This is a genomic window from Planctomyces sp. SH-PL14, from assembly GCF_001610835.1.
Taxonomy (GTDB): Bacteria; Planctomycetota; Planctomycetia; order Planctomycetales; family Planctomycetaceae; genus Planctomyces_A.
Map to the genome: position 1 here is coordinate 5,139,663 of NZ_CP011270.1, position 26,317 is coordinate 5,165,979.

Genomic DNA, 26,317 nt, shown 5'->3' on the forward strand with positions numbered 1-26,317 from the left:
AATTGGGCCCCCTGGAGGCCTGCCACGTTCAAAGCTTGTCATCGGCCCGATGATTCCCTCCTCCGTTCGGGCTCGCGGGCGTCACAACGATCTCACCCAGCTAAATCCCCGTCAGAAATGCGTCACTATCTCTAGAGGACCCGCCTAGCACTTCGCGACCGGCAATCCTCAGTCTTCAGAGGAGCGATGCATGAATGAGGTGCACGGAGCAGAGAGCCGGCTGACTCCCGCCCAGATTCGGATTGCCGAGGTCATCGCCTTGGCGATTGCGGCGCGGTGGCGAACAATTCAGGGCGAGGGCGAACCTGATCGATCTCCGCCTGACGGGCAACCGGCTTCACCAGTTCCCCGAAGTGAAGGGACCGAGTCCGGCGATTCCCGAAGCGTTCAGCGGTGATGGCGAACGACGTCGCCAGTGTTGGAAGTCAGGTGCACCGGCGGAGCCGGGCCGGGAGAAGGAGGGAGTGTCTCAGTGATCGTATTTGAACTTGAGAAGCTGGCCGAACGTCCATGTCTGGCGAAGACGTGGTACTACGTGCTGCCTCCCCGACTGCTGAGCCTGCTTGAGGCCGAAGGGGTGACGAAGCGATTCGGTGCGTCGCTCTGGGCCGAAGAAGTCGAGCTTGGCAAGCTGGCCGAGCAACTCGGAGCCGTTGGCTTTCGAAATGGAAGCCTGGTCTTCGACCGGGTTCTGGTGCCGCCGCCGAAGCTCCAGGATCAGGGACTCGCTCGTCGGATGATGGAGGAGTGGAGGCTCCACGATGCCGAAAGAGCCACGCTATTGAAAGAGGCCCAAAGCCGGCTCGACTTCGAACGTGAGACCGCGAGGGGCTACTGCGGTTGGCTCTTTACCAACCCGGCATTTCGCTCCGAGTTCCAGGCTCTACAGACGGCGATGCCGCAGCTTCTCCGGCCCGAAGGAGAGATCCTGCTTCCTGCCGGCCCGACGAACTCGGAAACCGAACTGCGAGGGATTCGACGCGAAACGATGGATCTCAGTCTCCTGGAGGACTTTTGCCTGCGCTGGAGACTGAATCACGTCGTCGGCCCGAGGAGCGTCATGCCGCTGGGGCGTCAGGAGGTCTCGCCGCTTCCCTCCCTGGATGCCGCCCGTGCACAAGAGGTCGGCCGGATCGCGTTTACGCCGGATATCGCCCGGCTCCCGCCGCGTGATGAGCTTCGAGAACGTGAGGAGGCAGCCATTCGGTTCACCGCTCGGTCGGCCGAACATCTCCGCGAGTGGATCAACCTCGTCGAGTCAAACACTCTGGGTAAGAAGTCGATCGCACGGTGGGCTCGGATCTACGGTCTCCAGCACTACTGGGGTGTCCTCTACGAGCGGCATGGAACATCACTCAATCGAACAGGATCGAAGGTTCGTGACGCATTCGCCCAGTGGCTGGAGATCGACCGGTCGACGCTCGAAGGGGATCTCAGCCAGATTCGGCGTCGGCTGGGGGGAGCTTTTGAGTCCCCGCGCGGGCGATCCCTGGATTGGAACGCCGGGGGATGAGGGAGCCATCCCACTCTTCCGCTTGATTTCGATCAACGTGGCCATCGCCGCGCGGCTTCTCCGGCATTCTGCTTTCTGAAAGAGCCCGGGCAACTCCCGGCGATTGGCAGCGGCGCGCTTTTCCAACTGTCGAGCCCCCTGTCCGACAGGCTTAATGACATGCGGCAGGTCTGGCCGGCTTTGGCGGGCGCTTCTCGCGAGAGCGCGTCATGAGCTGACGTCTCACCGATGTCCTGCCAGAACGGCCCGTGACAAGGGCGGATGTCGGTCCGACATCCCCTGCTGTTTTCTAGGCGTCGCCACGGAAGTCTTTGGTGGGGCGGCGACAGTCGCCGACCCACCTTCTCCCCCGGGGACGATGTCCCACCAATCAGAAGCAGAAAACATGAATCATTCGCTGAAAGACAACACCCTGAGGAAGCTCGATGAGCTCCTCAGATCGAATCCGGCGCGCCGCAGGAAGCGCAGGCAGGAGCATGAGAAAGCCTCGTACGCCCGGTACTCGAGCAGGCGTCTGCAGAATGAGGCGAGCATCGAGGACCAGAACCGCGAGACGTGCGGTCTCGCCGGAGTGGCGATCAAGCCCGAGCTGCAGTTCGCCGACAAGGGCATCTCCGGAGCGGAGCACAACCGCGAGGGGCTGTACCAGATGCTCGAAGCTGCGGCCGATGGAGAGTTCAGCGAGTTGTACGTCTTCTCTCTGAGCCGGCTCGCTCGCGAGTACGTCTTCACGATGTCGCTGCTCAAGTGGTTGGTTTACGAGTGCGGTGTTCGGGTCCGTTCCAAGGTTGAGGGGATCGACACGGATGTCTCCAACTGGGAACTGCAGTCGGCGATCCAGGCCATGTTTGCAGAGCAAACCCGAAAGGAGATCCAGGAGAACGTCCGGCGCGGATTGCTGGGTAATTTGGCGTCCTTCTACAGCCTCGGAGACTATTGCTTCGGATTCGAATCGCATCCGGATCCGAACGGTGCGTCTCGGAAGGCTGGGGGCATTGAAGTGCCCAAACGTCGGTATGCCATTCACCCCGAAAATGCCAACTGGGTGAAGCGGATCTTCGACTGGTTTGTCCGCGAGAACCGTGATATCCAGTGGATCGTCCGTGAGTTGAATGAGCTTCAGGTTCCCCGCGACCACCGGGCCACCAACACGCATTGGGATCACTCGTCGGTCCGTCGGCTCCTCGAGTCGACGAAGTACATTGGACTCTGGACCTGGGGCCGCCGGAAGAACTGTCGGAGTCCCCTCACCGGAATCAAGTTTCGGCAGTTGCGCACGGACGAAGAGATCCTGAAGTGGAACCGTCAGTTCCCGGAGCTGCGGATCATCGACGATGAAACCTTCCACTTGGCCCATTTGAAGCTGAAGGCCAATGCCAACCGGGTCGCCGCATACCGCCGCCCTGATGGCAAGCTGGGTGGCGCTGCCGGCCCGAACGGAGTGCCGCGGCATCTGCTGCAGGGCCTCTTGCACTGTTCGGCCTGCGGGTCGCCCATGCACGTCACCGGTCCCAAGGCGAGGTACCTCCGTTGCCGCGGATACCGCGATGGGCTCTGTGACCAGCGGAGTCAGCTCCCGCGCGATCTGGCAGAACAGAAGATTCTGCAGCTCGTGAGTGATCGGATTCTGCGTGACGACGAGTGGACCAACCTCATTGTCACTAGGACCATCGAGCATTGGCGCACCGAGTGGAAAGGCCTGCCGAACGACATCGACACCCTGCGCAGGCGTCTGCGTGAGTGCGAGAGCGGCATTGAGAACCTGCTGAATAAGATCGAGCGGAGTAAGGTTGCCATTCCGTCGGTCGACAAGCGGCTTGAGGAACGTCTGCAGGAGAAGCAGCAGCTCGAAGACGATCTGGCCAATGCATCGGATCGCCTGACGAAGGCCCCGGATGAGCGGGGGCGAGAGGACATCGTAAGGGAGCTTGGCAAGCTTGATTCCGTCATCCGGTCTCAGACTCCGGCGGCTGCAGTCGCCTTGGCGGACTTGCTGGGTGGACCGATCCTCGTCTCCACCATCCCGGCGCCGCGTCGTATGCGGAAGGCGTTTCAGCTGGCGATTCCTTTGACCGTGGACCACGTGCTCTTCGCGACGGGACTTCTCCGCTCCGAAGTGCCGCGACCGACAGATAAAGAGGCCCTGCCCCTGAAGATTGATGTCGAGAGACCTTCGCTGAGAAGGACTCAAGCTCAAGTTGCCTGGAGGCTCCTCCATGAGGGAAAGGCCGCTAAGGACATCGCCCTCGAACTGGGGGTGTCGCGGAGTCGCGTGACCGTCATCCTCCAGGAGCTGGCCGCAACAAATCGGCTAGGCTTGAGCGTGAAGCAGTTGCACGCGCTGGCGAGGTCGAGGCGCGCCGCACCTCCAAAGCTGGCTGACCGTCTCGAACCGCGCGTCATGGAGCTCTTTCGCGAGGGCCACCTGATCGAGGAGATTGCCACGGAACTCGGATGCAGCGATGCCACTGTCCATAAGGCCATCGCCAACTGGCATCGGACCCGCGGTCTGGCAGTTCCGGACGGGAGGACTCGGCGGAAGCAGCTCACCAAAAAGGTTCGGCGGCTTCCCACGGACGGGGCAGCGGAGAATACGTAGTTCGCCGACGCCTCGCCTTCGACAACGCCGATCGAGGTAGATCGCGATCCACACAGTCCTTTCCGTCGAACCGAACTCCGCAGTGCCGTCAGAACTCAGTTCCGACGGCACTTCTTTTTGCGCTCGTGGCAGTTGGCTAAATCCCAATCGCTTTTGCGTCACTAACGGTGTTCACCCCGAATCGTCCCTCTTCTTGTTTGCGAATTTCACTTCCTTCCCAACATCGAAAGGCCCCACACGGAATGTCCCACATCGTCCACATCCAGACGGAGGTCCGCGATCCCATCGCGGTCTCCAACGCCTGCAACCGGCTCGCCCTCCCTCAGCCTGTCTCAGGGGAGCACCAGCTTTTCTCCAGCCGCGTCCGCGGCCTGGGAGTGCGGCTCCCTCGCTGGCAGTACCCCGTCGTCTGCCAGACTGAGTCCGGCCAGCTCCAGTACGACAACTATGAGGGCCGTTGGGGGGATCCCGCGGAGCTCGACCGCTTCCTGCAGGGCTACGCGGTCGAGAAGGCGAAGCTCGAAGCCCGTCGCCAGGGACACAGTGTCACCGAACAGGCCCTGGAGAACGGCTCGATCCGTCTCACCGTCCGGGTCGGAGGCTGAAGAACCCTATGAAGACCATCGAGATCACGGTCACTCCGAATGGCCAGACGCAGGTCGAGACGAAGGGGTTCGAAGGGAGCTCATGCCGCCAGGCGAGTGAGTTCCTCGAACGAGCCCTCGGTCGCACGACTGATGAGCGGCTCACGCCGGACTTCTACGCCACGCAATATCAGTCACACCACACTGAGACCAAGGCCTGACGGCTCCTGCCGCAGGTCTCTCGGCGCTCATCTTCAATCGTCCTTGGGCCCTCTCCCCGGACACGCTTCCCACATTCTCACCCTCAACGGAGACCACCGATGACGCTCACCGAGCGTTTGCAGGAGTCGGTCCGCGCCTGCTTCACCGGGCTGTGGATCGAATCCCATGAACATCAGGATGCTCTGCTGGAGATCCAGCAGCTCTGCCGCCAGGAAGGCTGGCAACTCGCCACCTGGGACATCGACCAGGGGCTTGTCGGTCCCGGAGCCGCAGCGGCTTCGGCGGCGGATCCGCTCTCGGCCATCCGGTCGCTGGGAGCCCTCGCCCCACCGGAGGGAACGACGCTTCTCGTCCTGCAGAACTTCCACCGATTCCTTCAGTCCGCTGAGATTGTCCAGACGCTCTCCCGGCAGATCTTGGCCGGGAAGCAGAATCGAACGTTCATCGTCGTCCTGGCGCCGGTCGTCAACATCCCGGTCGAACTCGAGAAGTTGTTCCTCGTCCTGGAGCACGAGCTCCCAGGGCGAGACCAACTGGCCGAGATCGCCCGCGGGATCGGGACGGAGCAGGGAGACCTTCCGAGCGGCGGCGAGTTGGGCACCCTCCTCGACGCCGCTTCGGGACTGACCCGCTACGAAGCGGAGGGGGCCTTCAGCCTGTCCCTGGTCCGGCAGGGCCGAATTACCCCGGATGCCGTGTGGGAGCTGAAGACGCGGACGCTCCGCAAAAGCGGCCTGATGTCGCTCTACCGCGGCGAAGACTCCTTCGACAGCCTGGGAGGACTTGCCGCCCTCAAGGCCTTTTGCCGGCGGTCTCTGCTGCATCCCCGCGGGCGGACGAAGCCCAAGGGAGTGCTCCTGTTGGGCGTCCCGGGGACCGGCAAGAGCGCCTTCGCTAAGGCGCTCGGCCGGGAGACGGGACGTCCCACGCTTTGTCTCGACATCGGAGCCCTCATGGGCTCGCTCGTCGGCCAGACCGAGCAGAACATCCGGCAGGCGCTTCGCATTGCCGATGCGATGGCGCCCTGCGTCCTGTTCATCGACGAGGTGGAGAAGGCGCTCAGCGGCGTGTCAGGGTCCGGAGACTCGGGAGTCTCCTCCCGGCTCTTCGGATCCCTCCTGACCTGGATGAACGACCACATGTCGGACGTGTACCTCGTCGCCACCTGCAACGACATCTCCCGGCTTCCTCCAGAGTTCTCCCGGGCGGAACGGTTCGACGGGATCTTCTTCCTCAATCTGCCGGGGCAAAGTGAGCGGGAGGCGATCTGGCGGCTCTACGTCGAGCAGTTCGGGCTCGATCCCGATCAGAAGCGTCCGGCGGATGAGCACTGGACAGGAGCAGAGATCCGAGCCTGCTGCCGCTTGGCGGCCCTGCTCGATCTGCCGCTCGCCCAGGCGGCTCAGAACGTTGTTCCGGTCGCCGTGACCGCCGCCGAGTCCGTCGATCGGCTCCGGAACTGGGCCAGCGGGCGTTGCCTCTCGGCAGATCAGCCGGGGATCTACTCCGCAGGATCCCTCTCGAAACCGCCGCGGCGGAAGATCACCCCTTCTCAGAACTGATCCGTAACCCAGGAGTTCGCCTTGCTCACATCGCGTGATCTGGCTGTCCTCCGGGCGGCTCTGATGTTCTTCGATGAAGAGTTGAGCCCGCACGGCGGTGATGCATATCGGCCGTACGTTCCGAAGGGACTTCGACCGGACTTACGGACTGAGGAGGTCACAGGGCTCCGCAGCCGACTCAAGGCAGCCCGCGTGCGCTACCTGTGCTGTAATGCCGCCGGGACTCAGGCGGTCTCTACGCGGCTCCTGCCCCGGCTGTCCTCGGCAGAAGCGATGGCAACAGCCGCGGGCGGACGGGTCGTGACGGTCCTGGTCCTGCCCGACTGACTCAGAGTCCGGTCATGAGCTCGGCCAGACTGATCCCCAGCGTCCGGGCGATCGCTTCAATGTTTCTCAGGGCTACGTTCCGCTCGCCGCGCTCGATGCCGCCGACGTAGGTACGGTCGAGCTCGCAGGCGGCGGCAAAGGCTTCCTGGCTGTAGCCCTGCTCCTTCCGGAGCGTGCGGACCCGCTGTCCAAACCGCTCCAGGATGTCTGCTCGCCGTGCCATCACGGCATTCAATGTTGACTATGCGCATCGCTCCACGGACTATGAGTATCATTCCGTGAGCGGCCATTCTGCGGGATCAAGGCGGTCCAATGGCCGCGGGCTCCTTCTCCATACGTGCTTTTCCTTCACCATCCTCCTCAATCGAGGTCTTTGCATGACGTTACCACTCAACTCCGGCGGCTCGCCGTCGCCTCCATTGCCCACGACCGGATGGCCGTGGGGCCAGATCGCCATTCTGCTGTTCGGCCTCAGCATGGCCCTCTCGTTTCTCAATGACGCCTCCCGCCATCTGACGGGTCGGGAAGTCGATGCGATTGTCGGATTCGCTGGACTGCTCGTTCTCACGGGAGGGGGCCTTGGAATCTTCGCCCTCTGGAAGGCCTGGCGGCTTCGCTCCACAGGACACCGGCTCACGCGATTGAAGAGACTGACGCAGGTCAATCGCGGTGTCTGGGGACTGGTCCTGGGGCTGACGGCACTCTCCGTCCTCGTCCCGGGGTTCCGCGCGGCGTCATCGGCCTCGCGACAGGGCCATCCCGGCCCTCCGTCCGGAAGACTGCGAGTCATCTCCTCTCCCAACGGCGCCATCGCGATGAAGGTGCCGGAGGAATGGACGGACTATCCGCGTGAACTGCTCGCCTCTAACGCATTTGGCGCCATCGACCCGACGCAGCAAATGGGAGTCGCGGTCTTCGTCGAGGATCGCCGCAATCTGGATGCAAAAAGCGCCCAGGAGTATGCGACGCTCGTTTCGAGTCGGTTCTCCAGGGCCTTCGACAAAGTCGAGCTACTCGAAGCGACGATGTCGTCTCGCCCTGGAGATCCTGAGTTGCAGGAGTATGTCGACGCCACTAAGGACGGGGAACGAATGCGGTTCTTGCTCGCCTACGTCATCCGGCCCTCACTCTTCATCCAACTGCGGGCTTGGGCTCCCCCGTCGGTCTTCGAACAGAACGAAGTCCAACTGGCGGAGATCCTGAGATCGGTCCATTACCCGGGCGGCGAACTGCAGCTCCGTGACCTTTCAGCCTCGCCCCCCTGACCGCCATCCGCCCGCCCTCACGTCTGGAGGTCGCGGAACCGACCTGATCAGGATCCAGCAAGGCACATGGGCCCTACGGGCAATCGCCGGTGCTCATCGTATTCGGGGTATCCGCCCGAGATCCGTTCACTAACCCATCACCCTCGTATCGCTGAGGTTCAAATGACAGAGGTAAGTCGTCCGAACGAGGCGTCAGAAGGCGAGTGGGACTGGATTCAAAAGCCGTGGCCCTGGGGCCAGCTGGCTTGGATTCAGTTGGGCCTGTCCTTCCACCTCCACCTGGCGTCTCAATGGCTCGTTCCGAAGGAGAGTCCTTTCTATCAACTGCTCGCACCATCGATGACGATCCTGGGCCTGACTGGGCTTGCAACAGGAGCGTTCGCACTCTGGAAATCCCGGCAGCTCGAGCGATCTGGCGCCTCTCTTCCAACGTACAAATGGGCGGACAGGACGCTGTTCTTCCTCGTCATCTGGCTCATGGTTCTGTTTGCCTTAGATTCTGCAAGAAGCTCTCGGAACCTACGACCGCCCGCCGTGGATCCGGAGCCAGTCGTTCAGCCGAACGCCGGCAGCAAGCCAGTTCTTCAAACGAGCGACAACAAGTTCGAAGTCGACGTTCCTGTCACTTGGATCGAGTCGTCGCCGAATCGCTCGCAGCCCGTCGATGTCTCCAGGTCTGATCCATCAGGCAAGTTTGGAGTCGGACTGCGTTCGCAGCCGCGGACGGAGCTTCAAGTCCGCAATGCGGCCGAGTTTGGACTGGCACAATTCGAAGCGTTCTCGAAGGCCTTCGATCAAGTGACAGTTCTGGATTCGACGGCGTCGATGCGTCCGGGGCGTCCGCCGTTTCAGCAGACGGTCGAGACCGTCCATCAGGGTGTCCGAACCCTCTTCATCTTGTCCTACCAGGAGTCCGAGAAAGCCTTCATTCAATTGAGCGTCTGGGGACCGCCGGACGAAGTGGAGGTTCTCCGAGAGATTCAGCGCCCCATCTGGGAGAGCCTCCGAGAAGTTCGCTAGTCGTCTATCGGATCGATCGCGACGACTCGTCTCTGATCACTCATTTTTGCAGGATCGCTGTTGGGCGGTCGTGATTCCCTGAATCGCGGCTGCCTTTTTGTTTGCGCCATCAATTCCTCAAAGGAGCTCTCATGCCCTCTGTCTCGACGGACGAACCACAACCGGCCTCGTCCAACAGTTCCCGAGCCTCACAGCGACTCCGCACGACGATGGCCGCCACCCGCGTCAGCTTCACCTGGATGGGAGTCCGCAAGGCCCTCAGCCAGGAACAGAAGGCGCAGGCGGCCGATCAGTTCGACGCGGAAGCGAAGTACGTCTCCGCCAGCAAGAAGCTCCTCGACACCCAGCATCCGCAGTTTCGGGCAGTGACGGGCGTCCGAGGCAAGATTGTCCAGTTCTGGAAGTCCCAGACTCTGCCGTATCCCGAACCCGGTGTCCGGCTCATCCCGCAGAAGGCGATCGGACGGTTCGACGAGGTCCTCAGCGAGTACCGAGGCGAACTGAACGATGCCGTCGTGGGACTCGACGACGTCTACTCGGAGCTGCGAAGTGCGGCCCGTAACCGCCTTGGTCGCCTGTTCAATGCCTCCGACTATCCGGTTTCGCTGCGGGACGAGTTTGCGGTCAGCTGGGACTTCCCGGCAGTCGAGCCGCCGAACTACCTCCAGCAGCTCAACCCGGCCCTGTACGAGCAGGAGAGTCTGCGCGTGCAGGCCCGCTTCGATGAGGCGGTCCAACTGGCCGAACAGGCCTTCCTCGACGAGCTGTCCAGGCTCGTCGAGCACCTCACCGAGCGGCTCTCCGGATCCGAAGACGGCAAGCCGAAGGTCTTCCGGGACTCGGCCGTTGAGAACCTCAGCGAGTTCTTCGATCGCTTCCGCCGGCTGAACATCCACTCCAGCGACGAGCTCGACGCCGTTGTCGAACGGGCTCGGAATCTGGTGAGTCAGGTTCAGCCGCAGCAGCTCCGCGACGATGCGCCTCTTCGCAGCCGCATGGCGTCGCAGCTCGCGAACGTCCAGGCCTCGCTCGATGGCCTGATGGTCGATCGGCCTCGCCGCTCGATCATCAGGCCCGCCCGGCCGGAGTCGACGTGATGGAGGTGCTTATCCATCACGACGGCAACGTAACCACGCTTTACGACGAGACTCTCGATCTCAGACCGCTCGGCCGCCAATCCATCGAACGGGCTAGCCAAGTCGAGCCGGATCACGAGGGCCGCTGGACAGCGCAGCTGATTGGAGGACCCCGGTTGGGGCCCTTTGATCGCCGGTCCGACGCCATCGCGGCCGAGATCGCCTGGCTGGAAGCGAACCGTCTTTCCGGCGGGTGAGCCAGCCCGAAGTCGGATGCGCACGCTCTCGAACCATCACACGCCGCCCGCGTTGGGCGGCGTTTTCTTTTTGGCCTGCAACGGAGCCCACATGTCCCTACGTCAGACCTTTGAAGACTGCGCCGTGCAGTCGATCGCCGAAATCCTGGAGGAGAACCTGCCCGGTGAGCAGCAGGACCTCGACCGGGAGATCTCGCGTGCAACGGGCGACAGCCCGCAGACGATCGGCCAGCACGGCTTTGTGCGGTTGAGGTCGTTCCCCGTCGAACGGGATCCCGAGGACCTGATCGTCGATTGGGACGCGCTCGACCTGGAACGGAATGTTCCCATCGCACCCTAATCGCGGGGCCACCGGCGGCTGATTGCCGCCCAGTTGCCACGCATGACATTGCTGCAATCGCTCGTCATGCCGCTCGAAGTCGGGCGGCTCCTCGCACAACTCAGAAGGAGATTCGTTTGAGTGCTCGTCAGAAACTGAACAATGCCCACGTCAATGGAGCTCTGATCGTCGCGGCCCTAATCGGGACAGCGAGCGGCTCGTGGGCCGTCTTCCTCCTTACCGCTCTCACTGGGCTAGCGATGGCTCTTCATTCGGGAGCGATCCGCTTGGGACCACGCAACAGACGCGATCGTTGACCCGAACTGAGCCCGACTCTTACGCGAACTGGATTATCCTCCACTTCGTACCGTCGGAGTGCCCCCACCGTACGGTGGGGGCACTCTGGCAAACGTTTAGCTATCAGCGACGTTTATGAAGCGAGCTCACAGCTCTCCTTTGAAGGATGCGAGATCCACTTCAGAGTGCGAAGAACGCACCGAGTTCAAGATCAATGGGACCTCCGCCAACCGCGAACTGTCTTTCGGTCGTGCCGAACTTGCGACGTGATCCGGTTGTAACGGCTTCTCGACGCGCATTCCCCGTACTGCGGTCAGCGGATCTGAGCTGCGCCACATTGATCCGACGTCGATCGTCGAAAAATAGGGGTGAAACGGACTCTGTACCTCACGGATGAGGCGGCGCGGTGAACTGGCGGTTGAGAATTGCCGGGTGTGCATTCTCCATCATTTGCCTCCTGCAAATGATGATGCCCTGCCATTGCGCGAACCACATCGCCACCGAAACTCAATCGGGAGGATGCAGTTGCTGCGGGGCGTGTGATCACGTGTGCCCGTCCTCGGACGACGCCTGCAAGGCTGGCAAAGAATCTCAGAAGCACGAGGCTCCAGCACCTTGTGAGAAGTGCGCCAAACGGCCTTTCGTCGCTGCGTACAAGATTGAAACCGGCTCGGAGAATGTGGACGGGGCGATCTCGGTAACGCTCCACACCGAGTTCCGCCTGTCCGTCGGCCACTACGAACCCCTTGCAGTTCGCTCGGCATGGTTGGACATCGTCATTGAGGCGAGGTGCACGCAGAGGATGCAGGTTTAGAAGGGACAAACGGCTGTCTCAACCGTTCCTGTCCCTCTTCTCGCATCTCCACAGGTCCCTCAATGTCTCCCTCTTCTGCCGCTCATGCGGCCTTGATTTCTCTTTTGCTGGCAGCCGCAAGCGGCTGCCGGACAAACGGCATCCCTCTTTCGGCTTACCGGGCGGAAACGCCCGCAACACCTGTTGCCGCATCTGCTTCCGAAGACGCGCCGGCCATCCCTTCGTCCGATGTGCAACTGACCGCAGCCGAGGAACTGGTTAAGGACTCGGCCGTCCCCAACCTCGAAGCGGTGGAGGTCCTGGACCTCGCGACACTTGAGCAGTATGCCCTGGAAAACAACCCTGCGCTGAAGCAGGCGAATGCCTCGGTCGCGAAGGCCGTTGGCTTTCGTGACCAGGTGGGGCTCTATCCCAATCCGACGGCGGGCTACAACGGCACGCAGCTGGCCGACCGTGGAACCGATCAGCACGTCGGTTTCATCGAACAGGAGATCGTCACGGGGCACAAGCTCCAGAGAAACCGGCTGGTTTTGGCGCAAGAGGTCCAGGCTCAACTCTGGCAGGCGGAAGCAACACGGCTTCGCATCGTGACCGATGTCCGGACTCGCTTCTACGAGACATTGGCGGCCCAGGAGCGTGTTCGGCTCGCCCGCGAGTTCGAAAGCGTCGCAGCCGAAGGTGTTCAGGCTGCCCGGAAGCGAATCGATGCGTTGGAAGGGAGCCGCCCCGAGCTGCTACAGACTCAGATCCAGCAAAGTGAGATCCAGCTACTGAAGCAACGGGCCGAGATCGCGTATCTCGCCTCGTGGAAATCCCTCTTCGCTGTCATCGGGACGCCGTGTGAATTCAATCGGGGCCTGGCGGGAAGCCTGGAAGTTCCCCTCGAAGAGCAGGACTGGGAAGCAACCTATGGTCAGTTGGCCGAGGTGAGCCCGGAAGTCCGGATGGCGTGCTCGCGTGTCGCGCGGGCACAAGCCAACCTCGAACGGCAGCAGGTGCAACCGATTCCCAATCTCGCCGTGATGGTCGCCGGCGGGTATGACAAAGGGACTGGATCCGAGCTGATCAACACCCAGGTCGGCGTGCCGATCCCCCTGTTCAATCGAAACCAAGGCAACATCGCGGCCGCCTGGGGCGAATATTGTCGGGCCACCCAGGAGTTGCAGCGGGTCAAACTCGCGTTGCGGACGCGGCTCCTGGAAGCGGGGCGAACCTACGATTCCGCCGCGGCGCAGGTCCGCCGATACGACGAAGACATTCTGCCGATGGCCAAGGAGGCTCTGACCCTGGCTGAGCAATCCTTCCGTGCGGGAGAGATGGAGTTCCTGCAGGTCCTCATCGTTCGCCGAACCTTCTTCGATTCAAACCTGCAGACGGTTCAGGCCCGGATGGAGTTCGCCCAAGCCTCAGCATTGGTCGACGGACTCCTGCTGTCCGGGTCGCTGTCGGAATCGACCGACACCGCCGCGGATGACGGGTTGCGTGGTCAAACTCTCGGCGGACAATGACGTCCGCGGGACGACAGCGTGACATCGATATGACGCAAGACGGCGGGCGCGGGCGGTGTCACCGAATGGGTGAAACCGCCCTTCCTGCCCCGGTTTGCGCTCATACTGCGCCTCGGTGTGCATCGTCCGCATGACAATTGCGGATTGATCATCAGCCGCGATTCTCATGTTGAACTTCATCTTGACCCGATAACGTTGGACAGCAAAGATTAGTTGGCCAGGATGTCCCGGGGGTTTCTGTGAACGTGCTCGTCCAGTCCACAATGATCGCCGTGATGCTGTTGCACAGCATCTGGGGTTGTTGCTGGCATCACGATCACGACCATAGTTCCTGCACATCGGCCGTCGGGCATGCCGCGGGCCACGCGTCGCACTCGCATGATTGCGGGCACTCAGACGCTGAGCATTCGCACGACTCCGAAGATCCTTGCGATTCGCCGGACCATCCGCATGTTCCCTGCGACCATGACGAGTGTGTCTATCTGCTTGTGAAGGCAGCCGGCGTTCCGGCATCCTTGGACGTGGCCACGATTGCGTGCTTTGATCGCGTGTGGCCGATTCGGAGCTTCGCGGAAGTCCATCGCTGTATTGAGACTGCGGTGACGTCTTCCCGTTCATTCACTGCTCTAGATTCCTGCGCGCTCTTGCAGGTCTGGCGCGTCTAGAACGCGCTCATTGCTTCTGTCGGGCGTGCCCGGCTTGACGCTGTCCGCATGCGTTCGAGCCGATTCATGGCCCTGCCCGGGATATCGCTGATCTCTTTGCGATAACGGCTGCGCGCGACTCTGACGTGCCTCGCCCTTCCCTTTCCGTCTACTTGGACGACCGGTCCTGTCATGAAACGCCCATTCTCCGCGCTGAGCGTACCGCTCGCGCTGGCCCTTCTCTGTGTCATCCTTGTCTCACTGGGATGGGTCACCCGCAATACCTGGCTCCCGGCCATGCGCTCGCAGTTCGAGTCGTTCTCCAAGGCCCCGTCGGCTTCAGAGGGCGATGTCGAACACGCGGCGCACGAGGACCACCCCGGTCACGACGAAGCGACCTCGCTTGAGCTGTCACGACAGGCTCGGGAGAACCTGGGGCTGAGCTCTGCGTTCGTTCGTCCGATTGAACTCTCCACCTTTCGAAAGACGGTTTCCGTACCGGCTCTGATCGCGGAACGCCCCGGCCAGACCAAGACGATCGTGTCGACACCCATGACGGGGGTCGTGACCAAGGTGGCCGCCTTTCAGGGAGCCGCCATCGAACCGGGAACGATGCTCTTCAGCATCCGTCTGACGCACGAGGACCTCGTCCAGTCGCAGACTGAGTTCGTTAAAACACTTGGAGAGTTGGATGTCGAGAATCGGGAAGTTGCCCGACTCGAAACCGTCGCTCAAAGCGGGGCGGTCGCCGGAAAGACGCTTCTGGAACGACAGTACAGCCGGGAGAAACTCGAAGCTCTCCTGAGAGCCCAGAAGGAGGCGCTCCGGCTCCACGGGCTCTCGGAACGGCAAGTTGAACAGATCGTCAAGGACCGGCGATTACTCAGCGAGCTGCGGATTGTGGCTCCAGGTGGTCCCCAGGGGCGGTCAGACGAACTGCAATTGTCGGAGAAGCTCCCCTCGGGCGCGGTCGCGGCCTTCGATGGCGAGATCTCATCCTCTCCCGATGGCGGCGCACCTTCGACACCGAACGTCGCCGGCCCGCTCATCGTCGAAGAAATCCTCGTACAGCGAGGACAGTCGATCGAGCAGGGGGCCCAGTTGTGTTCGCTTGCGGATTATTCCCGCCTGTACATCGAAGGACGGGCCCTTGAGCAGGACGGCGCCGTGATCAATGCGGCACTGGCCAAGAGCTGGACGATCCAGGCTGTCTTTCCGGACGGGGCGACGATCGGTGACCTGCCGCTGGCCTACGTGGCGAGCGAAGTGGATCCCGAGTCCCGGACGCTGAAGTTCTACGTCGACCTGCCGAACAAGATCCTGCGCGACTCGCGGAGTGTCGACGGGCAACGATTTGTCTCCTGGAAGTTTCGCCCGGGGCAAAGGCTCCAGCTCCGTGTCCCCGTCGAGGAGTGGCCCGATCAAATCGTCGTTCCCGTGGACGCCGTGGCTCAGGAAGGGGCGGAGTCCTATGTCTTCCAGCAGAACGGGCAGCACTTTGACCGGGTCGGCGTGCGCGTTCTCTACCGCGACCAGACCTCGGCCGTGATTGCCAATGACGGCTCCCTCTTTCCCGGCACCGTGGTGGCGTTTCGCAGCGCCCACCAGATGCAGATGGCACTTAAGAACAAAGCTGGCGGGGCGATCGATCCCCACGCCGGGCACACCCACTGAGCGGCAGCCCCACCAGACCGTCCGCGACTGTGGACCAGAGGATCTTTCATGCTCAATGCCATCATTCGTTTCGCCCTGCATCAGCGCCTGCTGACGATGGCCCTGGCCCTGTTCCTGACCGGATATGGGACCTGGGTCGCCCTGCAGATGCCGATCGACGTCTTTCCCGATCTCGACCGGCCGCGCGTCGTCGTGATGACCGAGGCTCCGGGGCTGGCTCCGGAGGAGGTCGAGACGCGGATCACGTTCCCACTCGAAACGGCGCTGAACGGAGCGAACGGTGTTCAGGCCGTCCGGAGCACTTCGGGAATCGGCCTGTCGGTCGTTTACGTCGAGTTCGATTTTGGCACGGACATCTACATCGACCGGCAGATCGTCGCCGAACGCCTGGCGGCCGTCGGCGAGAACATGCCGCCGGGGGTCCGCCCTCAGCTCGCGCCGATCTCGTCGATCATGGGCCAGATTCTTGTTCTGGGGATGTGGAGTGAGGACGGTGCCACGGACCCCATTTCTCTCCGCACGCAAGCAGACTGGGTGTTGCGGCAACGCCTTCTGACGATTCCGGGAGTCGCGCAGGTCTTCAACATGGGAGGAGGTCGAAAGCAGTTTCAGGTGCTGGTCGACCCTGATGCCATGATCCAGTACGGCGTCAATCTGGGTCAGATTCGTGAGGCGCTTCAGCGAAGCAACGAGAACGCGACAGGTGGCTATCTCGATCAGCAGGGGCCGAACGAATTGCTGGTCCGCGGCCTGGGCCGTTTGCAGACGATCGAGGACATCCAGAAGGTCGTCGTCACGATTCGAGAGAGTCGGCCGGTGGCCCTGGCGCAGGTGGCTCGGGTCGTTGAGGCTCCGCAGGTTAAACGGGGTGACAGTGCCGCGTTCGTTCGGGAAGCGGACGGCAAGAGCTCCGGTGGGCCCGCGGTCGTGATGACGATCAGCAAGCAACCCGGGGCCGATACGCGGGCCATCACGGAAGCGATTCTGAAAGCGGTCGATGACCTGCGTCCTTCGCTTTCCAAGGATATCCGGATTGCGCCGCTGTACAGCCAGAAGGAGTTTATTGACCGGGCGATCGAGAACGTGATGGAGGCCCTCCGAGACGGCGGGATCCTGGTCGTCATCATCCTGTTTCTGTTCCTGATGAACTTCCGGACGACGTTCATCTCGCTGACCGCCATCCCGCTCTCGCTGGTCATGACGGCGGTCGTCTTCAAGATCACCGGCATGTCGATCAACACCATGACCCTCGGCGGGTTGGCGGTGGCGATCGGCGAGCTCGTCGACGACGCCATCGTCGACGTCGAGAACATCTTCCGGCGACTCAACGAGAATCGATCGGCTGCGAACCCGAAGCCGACGCTGCTGGTTGTGTTCCAGGCGAGCACGGAGGTCCGCAATTCGATCGTCTTCAGCACGATGATCGTGTGCCTGGTGTTCATCCCCCTCTTCGCCCTCGGCGGGATGGAAGGGCGTCTGTTCACGCCGCTGGGAATCGCCTACGTGGTGTCGATTCTCGCGTCGCTGATCGTGTCGCTCACCGTCACGCCGGTCCTCTCCTACTGGCTGCTCGGATCGGCCAAAGGAGGAGGACATGAGCACGACGGTCCCTTATTGCGGCTTTTGAAATGGGTGGCCGACAAGGTGATCCGCTTCAGCTTGGCCTTTCCGCGGTTCAACCTTCTCGTCGTTGTGCTCGCCGTGGCCATCGCTGGTCTCGCGGTCGTGCGATTGGAACGCGACTTCCTTCCTCCGTTCAACGAAGGGGCGGTCCAGCTGAATGTGCTGCTGCCACCGGGGACCTCGCTGGCGTCCAGTATTGAAATCAATGGTACGGTCGAGAAACGTCTCGCCGAACTCGACGATGTCATCGCGTTCGTCCGACGAACGGGCCGCGCCGAGCTCGACGAGCACGCGGAGCCGGTTAGCGCGAGCGAATACGTCATCGAGATGGATCCAAAGTCCCCCCGCGGTCGCGAAGAGCAGCTGGCCGAACTGCGGGAGGCGATGGCCGAGATCCCAGGGATCGTGACCGCCGTCGAGCAGCCCATTTCGCACCTGATTTCTCACATGCTCTCCGGCGTGAAGGCTCAGATCGGGATTAAGATCTTCGGTGATGACCTCGATCTCCTTCGGCGGAAGGCCGAGGAGCTGAAGTCCCGGATCCAGTCGGTAACCGGGGTGAAAGATCTGATTGTCGAGCAACAGACCATCATCCCGCAGTTGCGGATTGAGCTCGACCGGGACCAGTTGCTCCTGCACGGACTCAACGCGGCCGATGTCAACGAGTTCATCGAAACGGCCATGAACGGCCATACCGTGTCCGAGATCTTCCAGGGGCAGCGGTCGTTCGACCTCGTCTTGCGGCTGGAACAGAACGCCCGCGAAGACCTGGAGGTCCTCAAGCGACTGACGATCGACTTGCCCGAGGGGGGAAAGATCCCGTTGGAAGCGGTCGCCCGCATCTACCCTTCGGGCGGCCCCAATTCGATCAGTCGCGAAAAGGTCCGGCGGCGAATCGTGATCCAGTGCAACGTCTCGGACCGCGGCCTCGTCGATGTCGTGCAGGAAATTCAACAGCGGTTGAAGCCGTTTCAGGAAAGTCTGCCACAGGGCTACTACCTGGAGTTCGCCGGACAGTTCGAGAGCGAGCAGAAGGCCTCGCGACTGATCGGCCTGCTGTTCCTCGTCTCGTTGACCGGTGTGTTCCTGGTGCTGTTCACCATGTTCCGCTCGGTCAACCTTTCGCTGCAGGTCATGGCGGCTCTGCCGATGGCCTTCATTGGCTCGGTGGCCGCTCTGGTGCTGACGCATCAGACCCTGACTGTCGCAGCAATGGTTGGCTTCATTTCGCTGGCCGGGATCGCCTCACGTAACGGGATCCTCCTGCTGAACCACTACATCCACCTCGTCCGCTATGAGGGGGAGTCGTGGACCAAGGAGATGATCGTTCGGGCGGGTCTTGAGCGGCTGGCACCGGTGTTGATGACCGCCCTGACGGCCGCGATCGGACTCGTTCCGCTCGTCCTGGCGGCGGATGAACCCGGCAAGGAGATTCTCTATCCCGTCGCCACCGTGATCCTGGGGGGCGTCATCAGCTCTACTCTGCTCGACTTCTTCGTCCACCCGGCCCTCTTCTGGCTGTTCGGAATCGGCGAAGGAGAACGGGTGGTCCGGGAATCGCATGAAGAAATCGAGCTCGCCGAAGAGCACGAACTCCGTCCGGCAACGAGTGCCGCGACTTCTCCCTCCGCAGGGTCGACGTCATCCGACGATGTCTTCCGGCCCGCGGCTCACTGAAATGGAATGTCCCATGAAACGCGTTGAAGCTTGGTTGCTGTGTACCACTCTCTTCTGGGGAGCCGCCGCCGCGCCGGCTCCTGTCGCGGCGGAACAGCCGCATGGTCACTCCCACGACGGAGACGGACACGATCACGGTGAAGTCGTGGCCTATCGACTGGCTGACTGGAAAGAAATGCACTTCGAAGACCCGATGAAGGCCGCCCAACATCTGAAGGCGGTCAAAGACCTCGGATGCGAAGCCAAGCAGGAGAAGCACGGGGGCCACATTGACGTCATCTACCGCTGTCCGCAGTGGCGTCAGACCCCCGTCCAGAACCACAAGCTGGCCGAACAATGGCTGGGATGGCTGAAGGGGGCCGGGTTCGACACGCATCATCCGGACGTGCACGAGAACTTTCTGCACGGCGATGAGGAGATCGAAATCCGTCTGAGCGAATGGAAGACCGCCCACATGGAAGGAGCGATGGCCGCGCAGGCGAAGGAATTCACGACAACGCTCCGCGACATGGGTTGCGAGGTCCGTTCCGAGACTCATGGCGGCCATGTCGATCTCGCATTCCGTTGTCCGATCTGGGTCACTCTTCACGTCCCGAACCACGACGCGGCCGAGAAGTGGCAGACCTGGCTTCGCGGCCACGGTTTCGAAACACGGCATACGCACTGAACCTGTTCCGCAGGGAGCGCTGCGGTGCGATCGATTGTTGGTCCACTCGGTCGCCTGCAGCCTCCCTGCTTTTTGGCTTTCACCCTGTTCGTTTCACCAGAAGGAATCGCTTGATGCCTCGCGCCACACTGACCGCTCTCCTGGGATTGACGCTCGCAACGTTGGGATGTGGAGGAGCTGCCCCGCAATCCGGAGCTCTCACCACACCGCCGCCGCCAACCGTCTCCAGCGAGGCCGGTCACGACGATCACGGACACAGTCATGACGAACACGGACACCCGACGGAAGGTCCGCACCACGGCGTCCTCGTGGAATTAGGAAAGGAGGAGTACCACGGCGAGATCACTCACGATGACAAGGAAGGGATTGTCACCGTCTACCTGCTCGACGGCTCTGCCAAGAAGGCCGCATCCACAGCTGCCAAAGAAGTAACCATCAACGTCAAGCATGGAGACAAGCCGGAGCAGTTCAAGCTGCCCTCGGCCCCTCAGGCCGATGACGCTCAAGGGACGAGCTCCCGATTTGAGCTGCGGGATAAGGAACTGGTGGAACACCTCGACGAGAAGGGGGCGACCGCCACGCTGCAAGTGACGATTGGGGAAACGGCCTTCAGCGGAAAGATCCCGCAGGGTGGCCACGACGGTCATGGGCACACCCACGACTGATCGTTTGATCGCTTTCTGAATCACGCACATCGACACGGCGTCGACGCTCGGTCGGACGCTTTAGGGGGAAGCTATGTCCAAAATGACCTGTCCGCTGCTTGCGACACTCGTAGTCGGCACCGTCAGTTGGCGGCTCCTGGCGGCGGTCCTGACGCCGGACGTCGGCTTTGTTCTGCCAGCACCCAAGGTGGCCCATCTCACATGCGGGCAGTGTGCCAGTACTCTCGAGGCCACCTTTCGCCGGCTCGGAGTGGAGACGAAACGGGTGGCTCACGACGACCACACGGACATTCATTACAGCTGTCCGCGGTGGCGGGTGGCGGTCGTCGACAGTCACGAACAGGTGGACGACTGGAAGCGATGGCTCCATCAGCATGGATTTGCGACTAATCATTGATCGACCGGGGCACCTCTCCCTTCCATTCGAACACACCTCTCTGAACCGACTCCTCGCTATGAACTCTGAACTGGACGGCGGAAACATCCGCGCGTCGCTCCCCTACCGCATTCGGCTCCCCCTGACGGCCGTCTGCCTGTTGAGCGGTCTGATCCTCACGATCCTGTCCGAGCCCCGCTTTCCTTCGGAGAGCGAACATCACTCGCTGTTCACCGTGGGAGGCTTCTCGTCACTGGTGATGGGGATCCTGCTTCGCATGTGGGCCGCCGCGTCGATCAGCGGCCGCAAGAGCGAGCAGCTGGTCACCACCGGCCCCTACTCGCTCACTCGCAACCCGCTTTACCTCGGAACGCTCCTGATCGTGACCGGGTTCCTGCTGCTTTGGCACAGCGCCACGATGGTCGTCCTGACCATCCCCCCAATTCTGATCTACGTCCTGGGAGTCGTTCCGGCGGAGGAGCGAGTTCTGGCCGTGCGGCACGGCGACCGATTTGTCGAGTACGCACGGCGCGTCCCGCGGTGGATTCCCGTCTTTCGACAGTACGTTGCGGAGCCGTCTCCCGCCTTCAACACGGCGAGCTTCTGGAAGGAAGTCCAGTCCGCCGCCTGGTGGGTTAGCCTTGGCGTTCTCTCGCACGTTCTATGCGAGCTGCGGGCGGCGCCGTGGTGGACGGAACCGCTGCGACTCCCCTGAAGCGCCCCTTTATTCCCTAACACGCCAAACATTCGACGGAGACGAACTGATGGAGAAGCTGATCGAAGGTCTGCGGTACTTCCACGCCAACGTGCTCTGGCAGAAACGCGAGCTGTTTGAAGAATGCGCCTGGGGCCAGCGTCCCTTCGCCATGCTGATCACCTGCTCCGACTCGCGACTGCTTCCGGAAACGCTCCTGCAGCTGGCGCCAGGAGATCTGTTCGTCTCGCGGAATGCCGGAAACATTGTTCCTCCGCCGGACTGGCCAGGGGGCGAGGCCGCCGGAATTGAATACGCCGTTTCGGTCCTCGGCGTGACGGACCTCATCGTCTGCGGCCACTATCGCTGCGGCGCCGTCGATGCCCTCTTTCGCGAGTCGGATCCGAGCCGGCCGGCGATTGATGACTGGCTCCGCCACGCGGCGGAGACGCGGGAGATCATTGAACGAGACCATCCCGCTCTGACCGGCGAGGCCCGCTGGGACAAGGCGGTCGAACAGAACGTCCTCGTCCAGTCACGCCATCTCGCCCAGCATCCTGCCGTCGCTTCCCGGCTGTCGGCAGGGACCGTTCGGATTCACTGCTGGACAGTTCGACTCGAAACGGGCCAGATCCTGACTCAGTCGCGAGAACACGAAAGATTCGTGCCGCTGCTGGAGTTGCCTGTGATCCGAGCGACCGCAGTCAGCCCCCGGCGGCGCGCGGCGCCGATCTCCTTGCGTCCGTCCCGACGGATGCTCCGCTGGGGGACAGCAACGCTGGTTGCTTCCGCTCTGGGTCTCCTGACTCTGGCCGGTGGAGAGGATACGACTCGCCGCCTTCGGGGACTTCCACCGAGTTGTGTCTGTTTGAACGACGGCCGCGGTGCCAACGGCATCCTCCCGGGCTGTTCAGCAGCTTGCCCAGCCCCGAAAGCGGGCGAATCAGTGACGGGTGAACTGGAGCGGGCGGAGAGAAATCACGCATGGGAATAACGGTCGATCTCGCCGGCTCAGCTCCCGAGACGCGTCGTTCTCCAGTCTCATCGACCTGGGTGAACGGCCTCGTCCTCCTCTCCGGCTGCGCCGCCCTGGTCTACGAGATCTCCTGGACAAGGCAGCTCGGGATCCTGTTCGGACACACCAGCCAGGCGGCGGCCGTCGTCCTTGCCAGTTACTTCGGCGGCATGGCCGCCGGGTACGCCGTAGGAGCGCGGTTGTCGAGGTCCGTCTCCCCTCTACGCGGATACGCGATTGCCGAACTCGTCCTCGCCGGTTGGGCGTTTGCCGTCCCACCACTTCTTCACCAAATGAGCGGCTCCTCGCTGCTTTCCCTCGTTGATGGTCTGCCGCCGACGGTCTCGATCGCCGTTCGGATCCTTTTGACACTGACGATTCTTTCGCCCGCCACAATTGCGATGGGGGCCACACTCCCCCTGCTGGCGCGGCACTTCTCCGATACCGCCGAACGACCGGCGGCCGCGACATCCGCGGCGTACGCCTGGAACACGCTGGGGGCGTTCACCGGGATCGCCTCGACGATCGGAGGCCTTCTCGTTCACCTGGGGGTCGAGAAGAGCAGCTTCGCGGCGGCCGGTGCCTCGCTCCTCTGCGGCCTCGGCGCCCTCGGCCTCGCCCATCGAAGGGAGCCAATCGTGCGCAGCTCTTCGAAGGAACCCGCCGTCCCGCCTCCGTCCGCAGAGGACCGTGCTCGATTTCGCCGATCGCTGACCATCGCCGCGCTTTCGGGTTTTGTAACCCTGGGGCTCGAAGTCCTCGCGTCGCGGCTCTTCTCCCTGGTGTTCCACAACAGCACCCAGACCTTCGCGATCGTCGTCGCCGTCTTCCTGTTCGGGCTCTCGCTGGGGGCCTTCCTGGCGTCGCGGCTCATGGCGCGCGTCTCCCCGGAATCCCTGATCCGTTATGGGTTGTGGATCGGAGGAGCGGGAATCTCGCTTTCGGTCGTCGGCTTCGCCTGGGGAACGGGAATGGAGTATGTCCGTCTGGGGCCCACCTTCTCCGCTTACATCCTGCGCAGTCTGGCCCACGTTGTCGCAGTCCTCCTGATGCCTGCGATCGCGCTGGGAATTGTGCTGCCGGCCGCCTGGCAGGGTGCCGGCAGCACCAGGCTGTCTGAGACGGTCGGTCGGCTGACCTTGGCCAACACTGTGGCGGCCGCGACCGGTGCGCTATGCGCCAGCTTTGTCTTGCTCCCCTGGCTCGGACTGTGGAGGTCGGTGGGCCTGCTCAGCTGTGCCGCATCCGCGGGGGCACTTCTGGCTGGCAACATTTCCCGTCGACGAGCCGCGGTCTCGTTGACGGCATGTCTCCTGAGCCTTCCCCTCTGGCTCCCGCTGTCCTCAGCGTTGTCCCGATCTTCAGCGACTCAGGCGAGCGACTTCCGAGGCCTCGTCGAGCGGTGGTCGAGCGCGGAACGGGGCGAGGCTCTGCTCCGTCGCTGGGAGACCCCCTATGGGTGGATTGACCTGACGCAGAGCGACGCCACGAATGCGTACCGCATCCGTCAGAATCTGCACTACAGCTATGGCTCCAGCGGCGAAGACGTCGTCCGGGAACGGCGGCAGGCGCACCTGCCGCTCTTGCTGCATCCCGATCCCCGCGACGTGCTGTTCTTGGGGCTGGGTACCGGGATTACCTCGTCTGGCGTTCTGCCACATCCGGAGGTCCAGACGGCCACCATCGTTGAGCTCATCCCCGAAGTCGTGACCGCGGCGAAGGTCCTGGCGGAACGGGACGGCCGGGATCTGTCCGACTCGCGGCTCGCGATCGAAGTGGATGACGCCCGGCACTATCTCCGGGGGACGGACCGACAGTTCGATGCCATCGTTTCCGACCTGTTCGTCCCCTGGGAGAGCACGACCGGTTACCTCTACACCGTCGAGCACTACCGCGCGGCCCGCGCGAGGTTGCGACCGGGAGGGCTCTTCTGTCAGTGGCTGGCTCTCTATCAGGTCGGCGAGGCGGAGCTGGAGCTGATTGCGGACAGCCTGGCCTCGGTCTTTCCGCACGTCACGTTGTGGTGGGGGCGGCTCAGCGCAGGACGCCCGATTGTGGCCCTCGTCGGCTCCGAGGAGCGACTGGCGATCGACATCGCTCAGGCCGCCCTTCGCTTCGAGAAACTCGCGGCCGATCGGCGCTTCGGGGACGACGAGCTCTCGGCCCCGGCCAAACTGCTCGACCTCTGGATCGGCGACTGGCCGACTCCGTCTCCGACGGCGTTGCTCAACACCGAGGAACATCCGTGGGTTGAGTTCTCGTGCCCCGCGTCACACGGAAGCCGGCTGACCCTCAGCGGCAGCCGGCTCTTACGGTACCTCGATCGCCGCCTTCTCACGTTGCCGCGTACGGCACTGCAGATCGACGGTCCCGTCGATCTGCAGGACGTTCACTGGCAGCGTTTCGTTCTCTTCCCTACGGCACCATGAGAGACCGGAACAGGCCTGACGACAGAACAGACAACGTTCGCCAGACCTCGGAACTGCTCCCGGTCAGCGGGTTGCAGGCTGCGTCGTCTCTACGGGATCGTCTGCGGCGGCGCCACGCTCAGCGGCCGGCCGGGAGCGGGCGGCGGGCCGAGCGGGCGAATTCCTCCAGCAGGCGGGGGCGCTTGCTCCAGTGCGCCGCCCGGGGGAGGAGCGATCTCATCTCCGCGATCATGCGACGGTCGCACACCGATCTCATGCATAAGGTGATGAATGAGGTCTTCCATGTTCGCCATCTTGTCGACGATTCCAAGCTGGCCGATCTGGCGGCGATGAGTTCTCTGCCATCCCTGAACATCCTGCTGGACGTGATGGAAGAGGTCGTCCATCGGACCGAGCGTTCGCGCCAGTCCCTCGCGGTCCTGCTGATGCTCCTTCGCGTGAGCCCATTGAGCGGCCTGGAGAATCTGATACGCCTCGCCGTAGGTTTCAGCAAAGCCCGGGTTGTGCTGGTAGTTGTAGTGCAGATCCAGGCAGAGCTGGTTCGCCATGTCTTCCAGGCGAGCCGCCAGATCATCGACATGGGCAAAGCCGCCGAACTCGACCGCAACCGGTTGCGGTGCAACGGAGTTCTGAGCGGTCACGACTGGGGACGGGTAGTAGTAATGGGCGTTTTGGTACGTGTAGTACGTCCCCTGGAACCGTGGCTGCGCCGGAATCACGTGGCGGTAGCTGTCGTGGTGGGCGACGACCCGATGGCCATGCGGATCGACGAGGACGTGGTGATGATGCCACGGCGTCACGTGACCGTGATTGTGGTGATGATGGAGGTGCTGCGCCAGCGCGGTGGAGCCACCGCCCAGCAGAGAGACCGACAAAAGAACGCGGCAAGCGGAATGCATTGTCACCGACTCCGTACAGTGATGTTCTCCGGCAAGCACGAACACCGTGCCCGCAGGACCATCTTCGATTCACTCGCTTAAGGGCGACATCGTTCCATCCCGCGGGAGCTCCGCGTCACCAGTTCCCTCAGTGGTGATGGTGATGCTGGTGATGGGACGTGGAAAAGCCCCCTCCCCAACCGGACGAGTAGCCGCCGTAACCGTGGCCATAGAACCCGCCCCCATACGAAGGGTAGGTGGAGTACGACGGCGCGACGTAACCCGACGGAGGGTAGTACGAATAGCCGGTCGACGGATAGCCGCTGTATCCGCCCGAGAAACTCCCTCCCGAGTACGCCCCGTAGTGTTGATGGCCGTGATGGTGGTGGCCCCCGCCGTAGAACTGAGCTGAGGCGGTTGAGCCTCCGATAGCGGCACCAGCAATGACCAGCGAAAGAGCTGCGGACTTCATGATGAGGACCTCGTCCTGATGTTTCGATTCCGAATGGTCGACGTGACCTTGATTCGTCTCCGAACGCACCGCGCGTGCCACGTTGCCTCCGAAATTCGCATCCGAGGCAAATTGCTGGTCGTCCGTGCTGCGGTCCGTCG

23 protein-coding genes are annotated in these 26,317 nt (G+C 62.6%); 20 read left to right on the forward strand and 3 right to left on the reverse strand.

Translation table 11 applies throughout. From position 1 onward, the window contains the following. The first annotated feature begins 472 nt into the window (after positions 1–472). The 6 genes from VT03_RS19630 to VT03_RS19655 all read left to right on the forward strand — a co-directional run bounded on the left by VT03_RS19630 (position 473) and on the right by VT03_RS19655 (position 6,807). The gene (locus VT03_RS19630; protein WP_075094553.1) at positions 473–1,513 is read left to right on the forward strand and encodes a hypothetical protein; all 1,041 of its coding nucleotides are present in this window, start codon (positions 473–475) and stop codon (positions 1,511–1,513) included. A 385-nt stretch (positions 1,514–1,898) separates the two neighbouring features. After that, positions 1,899–4,112, forward strand: a complete 2,214-nt coding sequence (locus tag VT03_RS19635) for a recombinase family protein (RefSeq protein WP_075094554.1) — start codon at positions 1,899–1,901, stop codon at positions 4,110–4,112. 242 nt (positions 4,113–4,354) lie between these two features. Beyond that, positions 4,355–4,717 carry a DUF1257 domain-containing protein gene (locus VT03_RS19640; protein WP_075094555.1) on the forward strand — a complete coding sequence of 121 codons (363 nt, stop codon included), beginning with the start codon at positions 4,355–4,357 and terminating at the stop codon, positions 4,715–4,717. An 8-nt stretch (positions 4,718–4,725) separates the two neighbouring features. Continuing rightward, positions 4,726–4,917, forward strand: coding sequence for a DUF2997 domain-containing protein (locus tag VT03_RS19645; RefSeq protein ID WP_075094556.1), 192 nt, complete (start codon positions 4,726–4,728; stop codon positions 4,915–4,917). A 99-nt stretch (positions 4,918–5,016) separates the two neighbouring features. Then, positions 5,017–6,480 carry an AAA family ATPase gene (locus VT03_RS19650; protein ID WP_075094557.1) on the forward strand — a complete coding sequence of 488 codons (1,464 nt, stop codon included), beginning with the start codon at positions 5,017–5,019 and terminating at the stop codon, positions 6,478–6,480. 21 nt (positions 6,481–6,501) lie between these two features. Further along, on the forward strand, positions 6,502–6,807 hold the full coding sequence (locus VT03_RS19655; RefSeq protein WP_075094558.1) for a hypothetical protein: 306 nt from the start codon (positions 6,502–6,504) through the stop codon (positions 6,805–6,807). A gap of 1 nt (position 6,808) precedes the next feature. Here VT03_RS19655 and VT03_RS19660 read toward each other — a convergent pair whose 3' ends face one another. Continuing rightward, positions 6,809–7,030, reverse strand: a complete 222-nt coding sequence (locus tag VT03_RS19660) for a helix-turn-helix domain-containing protein (protein ID WP_075094559.1) — start codon at positions 7,028–7,030, stop codon at positions 6,809–6,811. A 154-nt stretch (positions 7,031–7,184) separates the two neighbouring features. Here VT03_RS19660 and VT03_RS19665 point away from each other — a divergent pair, with 154 nt between their 5' ends. The 14 genes from VT03_RS19665 (at position 7,185) to VT03_RS19730 (ending at position 24,827) form a co-directional block, all read left to right on the forward strand. Continuing rightward, entirely contained in the window at positions 7,185–8,072 is an 888-nt protein-coding gene (locus tag VT03_RS19665; protein ID WP_156514625.1) for a hypothetical protein, read from the forward strand. A 162-nt stretch (positions 8,073–8,234) separates the two neighbouring features. After that, complete coding sequence (locus VT03_RS33665) at positions 8,235–9,092, forward strand: hypothetical protein (RefSeq protein WP_197489014.1); 858 nt, start codon at positions 8,235–8,237, stop codon at positions 9,090–9,092. Positions 9,093–9,223: 131 nt separating this feature from the next. Next, positions 9,224–10,189, forward strand: coding sequence for a hypothetical protein (locus VT03_RS19675; protein ID WP_075094562.1), 966 nt, complete (start codon positions 9,224–9,226; stop codon positions 10,187–10,189). Beyond that, positions 10,189–10,425 carry a hypothetical protein gene (locus tag VT03_RS19680; protein ID WP_075094563.1) on the forward strand — a complete coding sequence of 79 codons (237 nt, stop codon included), beginning with the start codon at positions 10,189–10,191 and terminating at the stop codon, positions 10,423–10,425. Before VT03_RS19675 ends, VT03_RS19680 begins: the two co-directional genes overlap by 1 nt. A gap of 16 nt (positions 10,426–10,441) precedes the next feature. Then, positions 10,442–10,765, forward strand: a complete 324-nt coding sequence (locus tag VT03_RS19685) for a hypothetical protein (protein ID WP_075094564.1) — start codon at positions 10,442–10,444, stop codon at positions 10,763–10,765. Between the two features lie 1,065 nt (positions 10,766–11,830). Beyond that, complete coding sequence (locus VT03_RS19690; protein ID WP_156514627.1) at positions 11,831–13,363, forward strand: TolC family protein; 1,533 nt, start codon at positions 11,831–11,833, stop codon at positions 13,361–13,363. A gap of 836 nt (positions 13,364–14,199) precedes the next feature. Continuing rightward, positions 14,200–15,681: an efflux RND transporter periplasmic adaptor subunit gene (locus VT03_RS19695; RefSeq protein WP_075094566.1), complete on the forward strand. Its 1,482-nt coding sequence runs from the start codon at positions 14,200–14,202 to the stop codon at positions 15,679–15,681. Positions 15,682–15,729: 48 nt separating this feature from the next. After that, a complete protein-coding gene (locus tag VT03_RS19700) occupies positions 15,730–18,981 on the forward strand; it encodes an efflux RND transporter permease subunit (RefSeq protein WP_075094567.1) in 3,252 nt (1,083 codons plus the stop codon). Between the two features lie 13 nt (positions 18,982–18,994). Further along, a complete protein-coding gene (locus VT03_RS19705) occupies positions 18,995–19,648 on the forward strand; it encodes a hypothetical protein (RefSeq protein WP_075094568.1) in 654 nt (217 codons plus the stop codon). 113 nt (positions 19,649–19,761) lie between these two features. After that, the gene (locus VT03_RS19710) at positions 19,762–20,313 is read left to right on the forward strand and encodes a hypothetical protein (protein ID WP_075094569.1); all 552 of its coding nucleotides are present in this window, start codon (positions 19,762–19,764) and stop codon (positions 20,311–20,313) included. A 73-nt stretch (positions 20,314–20,386) separates the two neighbouring features. Next, positions 20,387–20,710 carry a hypothetical protein gene (locus VT03_RS33670; RefSeq protein ID WP_075094570.1) on the forward strand — a complete coding sequence of 108 codons (324 nt, stop codon included), beginning with the start codon at positions 20,387–20,389 and terminating at the stop codon, positions 20,708–20,710. 58 nt (positions 20,711–20,768) lie between these two features. Beyond that, entirely contained in the window at positions 20,769–21,404 is a 636-nt protein-coding gene (locus VT03_RS19720) for a methyltransferase family protein (RefSeq protein WP_075094571.1), read from the forward strand. A 49-nt stretch (positions 21,405–21,453) separates the two neighbouring features. Further along, positions 21,454–22,377 carry a carbonic anhydrase gene (locus tag VT03_RS19725; protein ID WP_075094572.1) on the forward strand — a complete coding sequence of 308 codons (924 nt, stop codon included), beginning with the start codon at positions 21,454–21,456 and terminating at the stop codon, positions 22,375–22,377. After that, positions 22,368–24,827 carry a fused MFS/spermidine synthase gene (locus tag VT03_RS19730; protein WP_082846364.1) on the forward strand — a complete coding sequence of 820 codons (2,460 nt, stop codon included), beginning with the start codon at positions 22,368–22,370 and terminating at the stop codon, positions 24,825–24,827. The genes VT03_RS19725 and VT03_RS19730 overlap by 10 nt, the downstream gene beginning before the upstream one ends. Positions 24,828–24,916: 89 nt before the next feature. On the opposite strand, the gene VT03_RS19735 is transcribed toward VT03_RS19730, so the two are convergent. Both VT03_RS19735 and VT03_RS32830 read right to left on the reverse strand, forming a co-directional pair. Next, entirely contained in the window at positions 24,917–25,726 is an 810-nt protein-coding gene (locus VT03_RS19735) for a hypothetical protein (RefSeq protein ID WP_156514629.1), read from the reverse strand. 127 nt (positions 25,727–25,853) lie between these two features. Beyond that, the gene (locus VT03_RS32830; RefSeq protein WP_156514630.1) at positions 25,854–26,177 is read right to left on the reverse strand and encodes a spore coat protein; all 324 of its coding nucleotides are present in this window, start codon (positions 26,175–26,177) and stop codon (positions 25,854–25,856) included. Positions 26,178–26,317 lie beyond the last annotated feature (140 nt).

Coding starts and splice junctions, on each gene's coding strand:
- VT03_RS19635 (WP_075094554.1), top strand. CDS start 1,899: ATGAATCATTCGCTGAAAGACAACACCCTGAGGAAGCTCGATGAGCTC.
- VT03_RS19640 (WP_075094555.1), top strand. CDS start 4,355: ATGTCCCACATCGTCCACATCCAGACGGAGGTCCGCGATCCCATCGCG.
- VT03_RS19645 (WP_075094556.1), top strand. CDS start 4,726: ATGAAGACCATCGAGATCACGGTCACTCCGAATGGCCAGACGCAGGTC.
- VT03_RS19650 (WP_075094557.1), top strand. CDS start 5,017: ATGACGCTCACCGAGCGTTTGCAGGAGTCGGTCCGCGCCTGCTTCACC.
- VT03_RS19660 (WP_075094559.1), bottom strand. CDS start 7,030: ATGGCACGGCGAGCAGACATCCTGGAGCGGTTTGGACAGCGGGTCCGC.
- VT03_RS19665 (WP_156514625.1), top strand. CDS start 7,185: ATGACGTTACCACTCAACTCCGGCGGCTCGCCGTCGCCTCCATTGCCC.
- VT03_RS33665 (WP_197489014.1), top strand. CDS start 8,235: ATGACAGAGGTAAGTCGTCCGAACGAGGCGTCAGAAGGCGAGTGGGAC.
- VT03_RS19675 (WP_075094562.1), top strand. CDS start 9,224: ATGCCCTCTGTCTCGACGGACGAACCACAACCGGCCTCGTCCAACAGT.
- VT03_RS19680 (WP_075094563.1), top strand. CDS start 10,189: ATGGAGGTGCTTATCCATCACGACGGCAACGTAACCACGCTTTACGAC.
- VT03_RS19685 (WP_075094564.1), top strand. CDS start 10,442: ATGCGCACGCTCTCGAACCATCACACGCCGCCCGCGTTGGGCGGCGTT.
- VT03_RS19695 (WP_075094566.1), top strand. CDS start 14,200: ATGAAACGCCCATTCTCCGCGCTGAGCGTACCGCTCGCGCTGGCCCTT.
- VT03_RS19700 (WP_075094567.1), top strand. CDS start 15,730: ATGCTCAATGCCATCATTCGTTTCGCCCTGCATCAGCGCCTGCTGACG.
- VT03_RS19705 (WP_075094568.1), top strand. CDS start 18,995: ATGAAACGCGTTGAAGCTTGGTTGCTGTGTACCACTCTCTTCTGGGGA.
- VT03_RS19710 (WP_075094569.1), top strand. CDS start 19,762: ATGCCTCGCGCCACACTGACCGCTCTCCTGGGATTGACGCTCGCAACG.
- VT03_RS33670 (WP_075094570.1), top strand. CDS start 20,387: ATGTCCAAAATGACCTGTCCGCTGCTTGCGACACTCGTAGTCGGCACC.
- VT03_RS19720 (WP_075094571.1), top strand. CDS start 20,769: ATGAACTCTGAACTGGACGGCGGAAACATCCGCGCGTCGCTCCCCTAC.
- VT03_RS19725 (WP_075094572.1), top strand. CDS start 21,454: ATGGAGAAGCTGATCGAAGGTCTGCGGTACTTCCACGCCAACGTGCTC.
- VT03_RS19730 (WP_082846364.1), top strand. CDS start 22,368: ATGGGAATAACGGTCGATCTCGCCGGCTCAGCTCCCGAGACGCGTCGT.
- VT03_RS19735 (WP_156514629.1), bottom strand. CDS start 25,726: ATGCATTCCGCTTGCCGCGTTCTTTTGTCGGTCTCTCTGCTGGGCGGT.
- VT03_RS32830 (WP_156514630.1), bottom strand. CDS start 26,177: ATGAAGTCCGCAGCTCTTTCGCTGGTCATTGCTGGTGCCGCTATCGGA.